The sequence below is a fragment of the Hydrogenovibrio sp. SC-1 genome, assembly GCF_002848135.1.
GTDB lineage: Bacteria > Pseudomonadota > Gammaproteobacteria > Thiomicrospirales > Thiomicrospiraceae > Hydrogenovibrio.
In genome coordinates this window covers 23,180-35,992 of the sequence record NZ_PKGB01000022.1, presented here as the reverse complement: position 1 = coordinate 35,992, position 12,813 = coordinate 23,180, and the positions used below count along the sequence as shown (strand labels likewise).

8 protein-coding genes and 3 tRNA genes are annotated in these 12,813 nt (G+C 41.8%); 2 read left to right on the top strand and 9 right to left on the bottom strand.

The features are described 5' to 3' along the window. From CYQ88_RS10285 to uvrC, 8 genes are all read right to left on the bottom strand, one after another. On the bottom strand, nucleotides 1-552 hold a 552-nt coding region (locus CYQ88_RS10285), incomplete at its 3' end, for an MCP four helix bundle domain-containing protein (RefSeq protein WP_199170191.1). Between the two features lie 235 nt (nucleotides 553-787). After that, a complete protein-coding gene (locus tag CYQ88_RS10280) occupies nucleotides 788-2,953 on the bottom strand; it encodes a methyl-accepting chemotaxis protein (RefSeq protein ID WP_101841259.1) in 2,166 nt (721 codons plus the stop codon). Nucleotides 2,954-4,003: 1,050 nt separating this feature from the next. Continuing rightward, complete coding sequence (locus tag CYQ88_RS11535) at nucleotides 4,004-4,147, bottom strand: hypothetical protein (RefSeq protein ID WP_158236041.1); 144 nt, start codon at nucleotides 4,145-4,147, stop codon at nucleotides 4,004-4,006. Between the two features lie 371 nt (nucleotides 4,148-4,518). Further along, nucleotides 4,519-4,605 (bottom strand) — tRNA-Leu (locus CYQ88_RS10275). Nucleotides 4,606-4,659: 54 nt separating this feature from the next. Next, a tRNA-Cys gene (locus CYQ88_RS10270) sits at nucleotides 4,660-4,733 on the bottom strand. A 3-nt stretch (nucleotides 4,734-4,736) separates the two neighbouring features. Then, a tRNA-Gly gene (locus CYQ88_RS10265) sits at nucleotides 4,737-4,811 on the bottom strand. 162 nt (nucleotides 4,812-4,973) lie between these two features. Then, the gene (gene pgsA / locus CYQ88_RS10260; RefSeq protein ID WP_199170190.1) at nucleotides 4,974-5,552 is read right to left on the bottom strand and encodes a CDP-diacylglycerol--glycerol-3-phosphate 3-phosphatidyltransferase; all 579 of its coding nucleotides are present in this window, start codon (nucleotides 5,550-5,552) and stop codon (nucleotides 4,974-4,976) included. Nucleotides 5,553-5,630: 78 nt separating this feature from the next. Next, on the bottom strand, nucleotides 5,631-7,469 hold the full coding sequence (gene uvrC / locus CYQ88_RS10255) for an excinuclease ABC subunit UvrC (protein WP_101841258.1): 1,839 nt from the start codon (nucleotides 7,467-7,469) through the stop codon (nucleotides 5,631-5,633). Between the two features lie 107 nt (nucleotides 7,470-7,576). Between uvrC and CYQ88_RS10250 the strand changes: the two genes are divergently transcribed. Then, complete coding sequence (locus tag CYQ88_RS10250) at nucleotides 7,577-8,506, top strand: S49 family peptidase (protein WP_233188868.1); 930 nt, start codon at nucleotides 7,577-7,579, stop codon at nucleotides 8,504-8,506. 82 nt (nucleotides 8,507-8,588) lie between these two features. Here the strand turns inward: CYQ88_RS10250 and acnB are convergent, their stop codons facing one another. Beyond that, entirely contained in the window at nucleotides 8,589-11,162 is a 2,574-nt protein-coding gene (gene acnB / locus CYQ88_RS10245; RefSeq protein WP_101841256.1) for a bifunctional aconitate hydratase 2/2-methylisocitrate dehydratase, read from the bottom strand. Between the two features lie 296 nt (nucleotides 11,163-11,458). Between acnB and CYQ88_RS10240 the strand changes: the two genes are divergently transcribed. Beyond that, nucleotides 11,459-12,811: a GGDEF domain-containing protein gene (locus CYQ88_RS10240; RefSeq protein WP_101841255.1), complete on the top strand. Its 1,353-nt coding sequence runs from the start codon at nucleotides 11,459-11,461 to the stop codon at nucleotides 12,809-12,811. Nucleotides 12,812-12,813: the final 2 nt, after the last annotated feature.

The window sequence follows — 12,813 nt, the reverse complement described above, 5'->3', positions numbered from 1 at the left end:
CGCATTAGTCTTGGTAACAGAATCATTTACCAGTAATACCTGTTCATCTAGGAAAGGCGTAACGAGGCTATCCATTTTTTCAGCGGCAGAATCAAAACTTCCCATAATTTTATTTCCGGATTCCGGTCCGCCATCGATATAGGCCTGTGCCATTATTTTACCCTGAGCATAATAAGCATCTAGCGCGCTTTTAACCTCATTGAGTTGTTGAAGCTTCGCAGGATTATTAGCGTAAAATTCTTTAAAATCGGTATAGTTGTTCAATACATCAGAATAGCTTTTAGCGGCTTCATCAAAGCCATCATTTAGACCGTCCATTCCCCGGGTGGCGGAAATATCGGTTAACCATTGTTGTATTTGCACAATATTGCGCTTCATATCTTTAGCAATGAGAGCGTTGGGTAAATATTCTTGCTCAACAGAATCAAGTTTTTTCTGCAAATCACTCATTGTTTTGATATTAAAAATGCCAAAAATTAATAAAATAGCTAAAATACCGCTCACATAAGTAAGCATTTTCTTCGGTAATGATAAATCTCTTAACCATTGCATTATTATCTGTCTACCTTTTTTTAAAAACCTTCATTACTAATCAGTAACGCGAAACAACCCATTAGTAACTAGAGTCCTGAAATTTTGAAAAGATCAAATCTAAACAGTACTTTCTAATACTATTATTCTTACTAAACTAAACCCTTCGGTTTGCCCTATAAAAAAACACAACTTATAGAATTTGGTATTTTTGCTAAAAAATAAACAATTCATTCTATAAGGTTATTATTTATTGTCAAGAATGGTCTGGTAAGGTCTTAGTCAAAGATGACTTTTCACCTGTATTAAAAAACGCCATATCTTGCTGTAATAACCGTGCTTGCTCGCTTAAACTTTCCGAAGAGGCGCTGGTTTCTTCTACCAGGGCCGCATTTTGCTGTGTCGCACTGTCGATTTGGTTAATCGCAAGATGTACCTGCTTTATGCCCTCAAACTGTTCTGCTGATGCTTGCGCAATTTGGCTGACCATTTCAGTAACACTGTGTACTGATTGGTTAATTCCCTGAAGTACTTTTTCCGATTGAGAAGCGAGCTTAGTACCGTCGTCAATACGACTGACGCTTTCATCAATTAACTCTTTGATATCTTTGGCGGCAGCTGCAGATTTTTGTGCTAAGGCTCTTACTTCTCCAGCAACCACAGCAAAACCGCGACCTTCATCGCCTGCTCTAGCAGCCTCAACAGCGGCGTTTAATGCTAACAGATTGGTCTGAAAGGCAATGCCATCAATCAAACCAACAATTTCAAATATTTTACGACTCGATTCTTGAATGCTATTCATTGCGACAATGGTTTGCTTCATCACCGCTGCACCTTGGCTGGCCTGGACTTGCACCTCTTGCGCCACTTTAGCGGTTTGATGTGCATTTTCTGTGTTATTTTCAACGGCTGAGCTCATCTCATCCATCGTAGCGGAAGTTTGCTCTAGAGCTGCCGCTTGCTCTTGCACGCGCTGGCTTAAACTCAATGAACCACTTGAAACCTCATGCGCGGCCGAACTCACAATATCAGATGACTCGATTGCCCGTACAATCACTTCAACCAACTTATCAGCCGAAGTATTGACAGCTTCCTTAAGAGTGCGCAATTCACCATGATAATCAGCTGTAATCTGATTCCTCAAATCACCTTGTGATTGTGCGACAACAATTCGGGTAATGTCTTTCATTGCACTTTCAAGTGATTCCATAGAGTTATTAATAGCATTTTTTATAACCAGCAACTCACCCTCAGCCTCAACAGTCACCCGGTGTTGATATTTCCCTTGTTGCATCTTGTCCATAATCCTGACAATTTCTCTGGAGATACCTGCTTCTTCAGTACGATCCAGCCATTCAACAACATAGCCTACGGTTCTTTCGCCATGCTTAATCGGGACAACCGTGAGACTTAAAACAAGCCCCGCAACATCTAATTCTGCTGTCCAAGGTTTTGCTAACTGACTGAGCACCTGACGCTGATGCTGTGGGTTTTTATGGAAAATATCCATATTAGAACCAATGATTTTCTCGACCGAAAAGTTTGGTAAAACTTGCTGGAGCTGAGCCTCGTTTCGTACAAACATTTCCTTTAGGCTTTTGTTCATTTGTTGAATTGTAAATTCTTCGTCTGCTACCATAATGTTGGTACTGGCAGCTTCAAACGCCGTTGCTAAAACTTGTGAAGCTTGCAAGGCATCATAATTTCGGGCGGCCAATTCTGCGATCCTTGAACGTACCATATTTAAAGCAAACCCCCACGCAGAACGATCCTGAATGGGCTCTTTGAAACGTCCATTAGCTAAGTCTTCAATCCCCCCCATTAATGTTTCTGGAATAGCCTGAGAACGTAACTGATTGAAAATCATAACGCCTGAACTGATCGCAGCTAAAATCAATGCTAGCGCGGTCAAGCTGTTAAAACCGGTTTGCACAACCAACAACCCTATCGCGATCAAACCCATACCTATTGCAACCCCAGTCGAAAATAGACGTTTCAACATCGATTCCGGGCGCGTCCAAGGCATCTTCTGCTTGCTAGCACGAATGTCTGCATACAGTTTTGAAGCAGTCTGCTTTTGCTCTGCCGTTGCTGGATAACGGACTGAAACATAACCTGTAATTTTGCCATTTTCACAAATTGGGCTAGCATTGGCTGCCACCCAGTAATAGTCGCCATTTTTGCGTTTATTTTTGACAATCCCAAACCAAGGCTTGCCGGACTGAATGGTTTGCCAAAGATCCTTAAAGGCTTCCTTTGGCATATCGGGATGGCGCAAAATATTGTGCGGCTTGCCTTTTAGTTCAGACTCGGTAAAACCCGATGCCTCAACAAATCCTTTATTAAAATCAACAATATTGCCCGCTAAGTCAGCGGTAGACAGAATAACCACATCCTTATCTAACTGGTACTCATTATCCAATTTTAATTTCCTTAATATATTATTTGAAAGCTGCTAGCAGCCAACAGAGAGCCAAACTGTATAAATACGCCTGGATAAAGTAATTTTGCTAAATTCAAAACAAAAACCACCAGGCCTGGAAGGTATTTGATTTAACGTAAACCAGCTTGTCACTCATTCCATATCGAATTGAATCGTGCGATTAAAGCCCTTAGTGTATAAATTCAATTGAATGCAAAATATGTCACGCCTTGCGAACAAAACCTGTCACCTGAGCTGCCATCCAATTTTGACACCCCATCAGCTCGACAAATGCGATTTTTTTAAATGACATACATATTGTCTTTGCATAAAAAAGGCGGCAGATTAGCATAATTTAATAACAAAACCCTACAAAAACTCGTTGCTTTGTGAAAAATAGAATAATTTCGCAACAGCAGATTTAACTCGAAAGATGGATGAACTCAATGTTCATCCGATTATTGATACCCTATCAATAGAACAAAGCACAACAGTGAAAGTATCCTTTGGATTGAATGTTAACCACGTATCGGATTTTACGTCTTGGTTGCCACATGATCACGCAGTTTAGGGGTAAAAATAAGCGACGAGAAATGCCAAACATCGTAAAAAAGTGTGGCAATACTTGGGTGGTATATCTGAAAAATGATTGGGCGTGTTTTTTTATTAAAGATAAAACAAATTATGGAGAACTGGCAGATCTATTAACGGGAAGCATTGTATAAGTATAGTTTGGCTTTTAACCGCAACGCTTTCAGCCTTTAGATAGATGATGGCCTCGTTAGGATCAGAGTTAAAAACCGACTTTCACATCCGGCTACGAAAAGGATAAGGAGGATACCAATGAACTTATTCATTTTTCTGAAGATTGGTAAAATCTGTTATATCGATAAGTTATTCATCATTGAAAATAACTAAGAAGTGTCTGGGAAATGAGTGGTAACTCAACCGCCAAGATAGATGAGTCGACGCGAAAAGTTGTTAACAACAAACTAGAGGTTTGGCGCTAAAGAAGAAAGAAGTCTTCTCTAGGGCCGGCTTATTGTTAATTTAAGCAATAGAGCTCGCTAGAACTAACTTTTCATTAATAGCATAGCTGGTTGCGATAAAAGCTATCCCTGTTACGAAAAGCGTAGTAAATCGAGACTTTGTTTGAGAAGTTGTATTGATTTTGACTTTTGTATCTTTTTTCATAGTCAGTGCTCCTATTTGGATATTCAATTAGAAAACGATTACAGTCATTAGCTTCTGCAAAAGTAATGCTTATGTTTCGATATAAGTATAACTTATCCTTCTTTTATAAAACCTTAATAAAGATACAAAACTCAAATATATTTTCTTTACCGGTCAGAAAACTATATATAAGAAGATTTTTTATACTGCCGTTGATGTAAATAAAGATTTAGTCATGAAGGTTTAAAGAATTATGAAATAACAGGATTTATCCCGAAATTTTTCATAAAACAACTGAATTGACCTGATACGGAATAAGACTAAAATTAGTTTTTAAGAATTTTAAAAAAAATTGCTTTTTTGTAAATATCAGAATGATATAAAAGGATAAATGGTGCCCAGGGCCGGAATCGAACCGGCACGGTATTGCTACCGAGGGATTTTAAGTCCCTTGCGTCTACCTATTTCGCCACCTGGGCAGGGTGTTCTGATGATTATCAGAGTAAATGTGATATTACGTTATAAAACCATAATGGAGGCGGAACCCGGAGTCGAACCGAGGTCCACGGATTTGCAATCCGCTGCATAGCCACTCTGCCATTCCGCCATATGGAGCGGGAAACGAGGATCGAACTCGCGACCCCAACCTTGGCAAGGTTGTGCTCTACCGCTGAGCTATTCCCGCATAACATAATGAGGCCGTATTATAGGGGCTGGCAGAAAAAATACAAGTTTTTTTATGACATATTTATCGCTTTTTTACAGCGTTTTTTGTCATTTTTCCGATGGGTGAATGTTAAGACTATGATTCTATGAATCTTTCACTTACGTGTGAAAAAGAATCGGTTTAGTTTTTTTGTTCTGAGACCGTTTCTAATAACACTGGATAAGCCGCTTTGGCATATTGCACCCAAGTAACCACGGTCAAAATAGCTGCAAAATACAGCATAGGAAACCCTAATGCCCCCCAGTTTACTCCCCAAAGTTCACCACCATAGAGTAACCAAGTTAATGCGGCAAGCTGGGAAGCTGTTTTAACTTTGCCAAGGCCGGACACTGCAACCACATCTCTGGCATTATTTTCAGCCATCCATTCTCTCAGTGCCGAAATACTGATTTCACGCATCATAATAACAATCGCCGACAAGCTCACCCATAAGTTTTGATATTCCACAGCAACCACCACCACCGCAGCGGCTACAATCAGCTTGTCGGCGACAGGATCTAAAAAGGCGCCCAGCTTACTACTCACATTGAGTTTACGTGCCAAATAGCCATCAAACCAATCGGTAATGGAAGCGATCATAAAAGCTAGGCCTGCCCAAAAACGCGCGTCTTCAATAGGCGCATAATAGCAAATTAAAAAAACAGGGATTAAGATGACACGAGACCAGGTCATCATCATAGGAATAGATTGCAACGTCATAAAATTATCTTTTTGGGTTGTCTGTGACAACATTCTGAATTAACGCAAAATATTACCATACTGCTCGCACAGTTGGGGTTAAAGTTCACCATGAAAAAAATCATAAATGGATTGAGCAATCTTAGGACTGATGCCGGGCACCTTCTGTAACTCTGAAACGGCGGCATTTTTGACATCAGCGAGCCCGCCGAAATGCGTTAATAGTTTTTGTCTCGTTTTGGCACCCACGCCTGGAATGTCTTCAATACGTGAATGGGTTTGTGCCTTCTGACGACGGCTGCGGTGGCTGGTAATGGCAAACCGATGAGATTCATCACGGATATGGTTAAGCAAATGAAGCGCGATATTATCAGCTTCTAAATCAATCCCTGCTTGATTGCTGGGGGTGTATAGAATCTCTAAGCCTGCTTTTCGCCCCTCGCCTTTTGCCACGGAAACCAAAGGAAGATAATCCAAATCCAACTGCTTTAAGACATCTATCGCTTGATTTAACTGTCCTTTACCGCCATCTATCACGATTAAGTCAGGAAAGGATTCTGATTCGGCTTTTAAGCGCTGATAACGCCGCGTCAGTACCTGATGCATGGCAGCATAATCATCACCGCCTTGAATGCATTCAATATTGAATTTACGGTAGGCATTTGTGTCAGGCACGCCTTCTTTAAAGACCACACAACTGGCAACAGTTTGATTACCTTGAGTATGACTGATATCAAAACATTCCATCCAATTTGGCGCGGCAGCCAAACTCAGGACCTCTTGCAGCGCAGAAACTCGCTGTGCTTGTGAGGCCTTCTGAGTTAATTGTTGCTTCAATCCTGACTTCGCATTGGTGTCTGCCAGTTTCATTAAGCCTTTATCGGTTTGAGAGCTAGCTTGACGAAGTTGAACTTTTTGCTGTTTTTTCTCAGTTAACCAATTTTGTAACGCTGACTGATCAGCCAGCTTGTCACACACCAGAACGCGATTCGGTATTGGAAAATCTGTGTAATGCTGAGTGATAAACGCCGTGAGGATTTCATCTATCGATGCATCGGTCACATGCTTAGGAAATTCGTTTTGACTCCCCCAGAGATTGCCGCCCCGATACATCATTAAGGACACACAAACCATATTGGCCTCTTCGGCAACAGCAATTACGTCTAAATCTTGATTACCCGGCTGGTTAATCAAGTGTTGGCTTTGAACAGCTCTAAGTGCTGAAATGCGATCACGATAAACAGCTGCTTTTTCAAACTCAAAAGCTTCTGATGCCTGCTGCATTTTTTCACCCAAAGACTCAATTACCTCAAAACTTTTCCCTTCTAAAAAAGCCAGTGTATGACGAACATCTTCTGCATAGTCTTCGTCTGTGACAAACCCCGCTACACAAGGCCCAGAGCACCGTTTGATCTGATATTGCAAACAAGGCCGAGACCGGTGATTAAAAACACTTTCTGCACATTGACGCACAGGAAAAATCTTTTGCAAAGCCTGTAAGGTTTGATGAACCGCTGAAGCATTTGGGAAAGGACCAAAATAGCGGCCGACTCGCCGTTTCGCACCGCGATGATAACTTAAAGCAGGGTATTTTTTTGCTGTAGAAACAAAGATATAGGGATAAGACTTATCATCTCGAAATAAGATATTATATTTTGGTTTATGACGTTTTATTAGCGTATTTTCAAGAATGAGCGCTTCAGATTCCGTATCAGTCACCGTCACTTCAATTCGCGCAACCTGCGCAACCAAAGCTTCAGTTTTGATCTCTGCATGACGCTTTTTAAAATAGCTCGACACCCGCCGCTTTAAGTTTTTGGCTTTGCCCACATAAATGATTTGCCCGTCGGTATCGAGCATTTGATATACGCCCGGACGCTCCGTTAAATGTTTTAAAAAGGCATTGATGTCAAATTGGCTTTCGGATTGTTCAGACATATAAGGTAAAATAAATCTCTTTTTAAAAACTAAATGCGGACAGCTTTGCGATTACGCATCATAACAAAGTGCCCCGTTATTATAATCGTTTGTCAATGGAGAATCAGGTGAGAGATCAAAATGACGGCTTAGACCGCCTTGCAGGCGCAGCTGAAACCTTTATTAAACAAGAGCGTTCGAGCCGACGTTGGTCAAATTTATTAAAACTGGCAGTCATTATTTACCTAATCGGCTCAATTGCGATTTTCACGGGGCAATTTGCTGATGAGGCACCGACTAATACCGCCAAGCATGTCGCAATTGTCAATTTACAAGGTCCGATTATGCCTGGTAGCCAAACCAGTGCCGACACCTTAAATCCGTTATTGGCAAAGGCGTTTAAACATCCCGATTCTGAAGCGGTCATTATCAATGCCAATTCACCCGGTGGCAGCCCAGTACAATCTGCACTCATTAATGATGAAATCACTCGACTCAAAACCCTCTACAACAAACCTGTGTATGTAGTGGTACAGGATATGTGTGCCTCAGGTTGTTATTATATTGCCGTTGCCGCTGATGAAATTTATGCCAACAAAGGCTCATTAATCGGTTCTATCGGTGTACGAATGGACGTATTAGGTTTTACCGAATTAATGGAAAAATTGGGCATTGAAAACCGCTCGATGCACGCTGGCGATCATAAAACCTTTATTAACCCAATGGGACCAAAGGATGAGGCAGGACGTCAGTTCTTTAAGGAACGCGTTTTGGAAAGAACACATCAACAGTTTATTGAAACGGTTCGCGCGGGCCGTGGTAACCGCATAAAAGAAACCAAAGACACCTACACTGGCTTGGTATGGCTGGGCGATGAAGCCATTGAATTGGGATTAATCGATGGGCTAGGCGATATGGGCTATGTCCAACGCGAGTTATTAACGCAAACCAACACGCGTTATTATGAATCCGAAAAAAGCTTGCTGGAACAGTTTATGGGTGACTTCGCAGCCCAAACCGCAACTCAGCTAAGTCTGTATCTAACCACTTTAAAGTAACAAACTTCTCATAAAATAAAAAACCGCTTGCCAGTTTGAGTCTGACAAGCGGTTTTATTTTTAAAGCGATCTAATACGACTGTTAGCCGACAGCAACCGCAATTTCTGATAACGTCTTAGGAGATTCTATTTTGTAGTCTGGCAATTGATCAAATTGCAAATAACGATAGACATCGCCTGTCATGGTATCCAACAACCTAACCGCATCTAAATATTCAGACCTTGTTGGAATACGACCTAATACCGAACAAACAGCGGCCAGTTCCGCCGACCCAAGATATACATTAGCCCCATTTCCTAAGCGATTCGGGAAATTGCGTGTTGAGGTTGAAAACACGGTTGCGCCATCTGCAACACGAGCCTGATTCCCCATACACAAAGAACAGCCTGGCATTTCAGTACGCGCGCCGACTTTACCAAAGATACTGTAGAAACCTTCTTCAATTAATTGATGCTCGTCCATTTTAGTTGGAGGGGCAATCCACAAACGCGTGGGCACATTGCCCATTTGCTCTAATACTTTCCCCGCCGCTCGGTAGTGACCGATATTGGTCATACAAGACCCAATGAAGACTTCATCGATATTGGTATTTTCGACGTCAGATAACAACTTCACATCATCTGGATCATTTGGACAAGCCACAATTGGTTCTTTAATGGTGTTCAAGTCAATCTCAATAACCGCAGCATAATCTGCATCTGCATCGGCTTCTAACAAGGCTGGATTATCAATCCATGCCTGCATTTCATCACGACGGCGTAATAAGGTTTTTGCATCTTGATAACCATTTTCAACCATCCAATTAATCAAAGCGATATTGGATTGCAGATATTCAATGATTGACTCTTCACCTAATTTAACCACGCAGCCATTTGCAGATCTTTCTGCAGAAGCATCTGACAATTCAAAAGCCTGTTCCGCTTTTAAATGCTCCAAGCCTTCAATTTCAAGCACTCGACCATTGAAAATATTTTGTTTGCCTTTCTTTTCAACGGTTAATAAGCCTTCTTGAATCGCTTGATAAGGAATGGCATTCACCAAATCTCTCAGCGTAATACCTGGTTGCATTTCGCCTTTAAAACGTACCAATACCGACTCAGGCATATTTAACGGCATCACCCCTAAAGTGGCTGCAAAAGCAACCAGGCCTGACCCTGCTGGAAAGGAAATCCCCATTGGGAAACGGGTATGAGAATCCCCCCCCGTACCGACCGTATCGGGTAATAACAAACGGTTAAGCCAAGAGTGAATCACGCCATCACCAGGACGTAAAGCCACCCCGCCACGCTGGGTCATAAAGTCAGGTAAAGAATGTTGTAATTTAATATCAACCGGTTTTGGGTATGCTGCCGTATGACAGAATGATTGCATCACTAAATCGGCAGAGAACCCTAAACAGGCCAGTTCTTTCATTTCATCACGGGTCATGGCTCCGGTGGTATCTTGAGAGCCAACAGTGGTCATATGTGGTTCACAATACATGCCAGGGCGAACACCCTCGATACCACAAGCCTTACCAACCATTTTCTGTGCCAGCGTATAGCCATGTGCCGCTTGGGACTTATCAGTTGGACGAATAAAGACATCCGAAGGCGGTAAATCCAAAGCTCGACGCGCTTTGTCGGTGAGCCCTCGCCCGATAATTAATGGCACACGACCGCCAGCTCTAACTTCATCCGGCATGGTTTCAGGAGCCAATTCAAACGTGGAAATGGTTTCGCCTGCTTCGTTGGTAATTTTACCTTCGTAGGGATAAATGGTAATCACATCGCCAGTATTCATTTGGCTTACATCACATTCGATGGGTAAAGAGCCAGAGTCCTCAGCGGTATTAAAGAAAATTGGGGCAATTTTGCCACCCAATACCACACCACCTTGACGCTTATTTGGCACAAAAGGAATGTCATTCCCAAAAAACCACATCACCGAGTTCATCGCTGATTTACGAGAAGAACCCGTTCCAACCACATCGCCAACATAGGCAACTGGATGTCCTTTAGCTTCTAAATCCGCAATCACACCATCAACATCATCCATTCGCGACTTGAGCATTTCTTTGGCATGTAATGGAATATCGGGACGCGACCAGGCAGCGGTCGCCGGCGAAAGATCATCGGTATTGGTTTCCCCTTCTACTTTAAATACGGAAACCGTGATTTGCTCTGGCATTTTGGGCTTAGATAAAAACCATTCCGCCTCTGCCCAAGACTTCAATACTTGCATCGCATAGTCATTAGTCTTCGCTTTTTCAACCACATCATGATATGCCTCATAAACCAATAAGGTTTTTGACAAGGCTTTAACCGATTCTTGAGCAACTTCAGCGTTTTCACTGTCTAGCAACGCAATCAAAGGCTGCACATTATAGCCACCCAGCATGGTTCCCAATAAGAACGCCGCTTTTACAGGTGAGATCAAGTCGACAGCTACTTTTTCAGCTGCGATGTCTGCCAAAAAGCTGGCCTTAACATAAGACGCTTCATCCACCCCAGGCGGAACACGATTTTCAAATAAATCGAGTACAAAATCGGCTTCTCCAGCAGGCGGGTTTTTAATCAACTCCACCAATTGTGCAGTTTGCTCTGCATCCATTGGTAAAGGGGGAATCCCTTCTGCTTCACGTTCGGCAACCTGTTGGCGATAAGCTTCTAACATCGTCTTTGCATCCTTTTTAAAAAATTAATTCACGGTATTTTACCACAGTCATCCCTATCCGCTGAAAGACAAAAAACGCACCCTGCCAAATCAATACCTTATTGAACTTGATGTCGTTCAATTTTTGCTTTTTTAACACCCGTTCCTGTGCAATTTCATCAAACAGTGCTCTTAAAAATTGATAGGCTAGCTTGATCTAATGCAACAACCGTTTAAATAGCAGATTCGATTTAGGATGTGAGTTATCTATCACTTATCTAAAAAACAATGACTCTCGAAAAATAAGGCGCTCCGCAATGAACACTCTTCAGCAATTCTATATTGGCAATTTCTATACGGATGAAAACAATCAATTATTATCACTTTTCTCCCCGCTTATAACTGATACTACCGCTGAATGTGCCGATCATTTTTACGACGTTTTGCTTTCGGATCCAAAGAGCCAGCCTTATATTTCCAATGAATTAGTTGAGGTCAAACTTAAAGCAGAACTCCAAAAATGGATTTTACAAACCCTAACACCCAAAATGACACCTGAAGCCCGTGTTGAAATTGTACAAACACAACGCCATGTCGGAGCTGTTCATACTCGAGTAGACGTTCCAATGTCGCTGGTAAATTGCGCAATGAATATTATTAAGCAGGTGCTCTACCAAACGCTCAGTGCAAGCCCTGACTATTCAGACAGTGATAAACTGCGTTTTATTCCATTAATGGATCAACTTTTGGATGCCAGCTTAAGTTTAATCAATGAATCCTATATGGAAGGTCACCTACAAAATGAGCGCACGGCTCAAGAATTTCGAAGCCATTCCACAGCGCAAGAATTGGCCATTGAGATTGAACGCATTAAAGGCGATTTTTACGGTTGGTTAAGCCAATTCATGGGGGCTTTGTTATTTGAAAACCCCTCATCAACTTACTTTGATATCCATCAACAAGATTTTGCATTATGGATTCGACATAAATTGAATTTTGTTTGTGCGGAATCCAGCACTACACAAAAAATCCAAGCCAACCTCACCGCCATACAGTCCGAACTCACCGCCATTAAAAACAATGACCCTGAACACAGAAATCAGGCACTTAAAACTATCAGCGACCTGACCAAGGAATCTGGCTGGATGTTATCGCAGATTGCCAATGCCAATATTGAAACCTCAACCCGAGAAGATTCATTGACATTTTTAATTGAACGTCGTTTTCTTGACCCGATTTTACAAAATGAATCGCAAATGGCAATGCGCACTGAAACCCCATTTAGCTTAATGATGATCGATATTGATGACTTCAAACACATCAACGACATCCACGGTCATCAAGCGGGAGATGAGGTTTTGTCAATGATTGGCCGATTACTAAAAAACGCCTTACGCGTTACCGATTATGCTTTTCGTTATGGCGGCGAAGAATTCTTGATTTTACTGCCTGAAACCAACTTAGAGAATGCTCAGAAAGCTGCGGTAAAAATGCTCGACAAAGTTCGTAAAATGATCGTTTCTATCAGAAATGGTCGGCAACTCAAAGTAACCATTTCTATCGGCATAGCCGAATTTGACGGTCACCCCGACTATGAAAGAACCATCGCCTTAGCCGATGAAAAACTGTATCAGACCAAACATAATGGTAAAGATGGCGTTACCATCTAAAT

What these genes read in the sequence shown, in the direction of transcription:
- CYQ88_RS11535 (WP_158236041.1), bottom strand. Translation starts at nt 4,147, where the DNA reads ATGAAAAAAGATACAAAAGTCAAAATCAATACAACTTCTCAAACAAAG.
- pgsA (WP_199170190.1), bottom strand. Translation starts at nt 5,552, where the DNA reads ATGACGTTGCAATCTATTCCTATGATGATGACCTGGTCTCGTGTCATC.
- uvrC (WP_101841258.1), bottom strand. Translation starts at nt 7,469, where the DNA reads ATGTCTGAACAATCCGAAAGCCAATTTGACATCAATGCCTTTTTAAAA.
- acnB (WP_101841256.1), bottom strand. Translation starts at nt 11,162, where the DNA reads ATGTTAGAAGCTTATCGCCAACAGGTTGCCGAACGTGAAGCAGAAGGG.
- CYQ88_RS10240 (WP_101841255.1), top strand. Translation starts at nt 11,459, where the DNA reads ATGAACACTCTTCAGCAATTCTATATTGGCAATTTCTATACGGATGAA.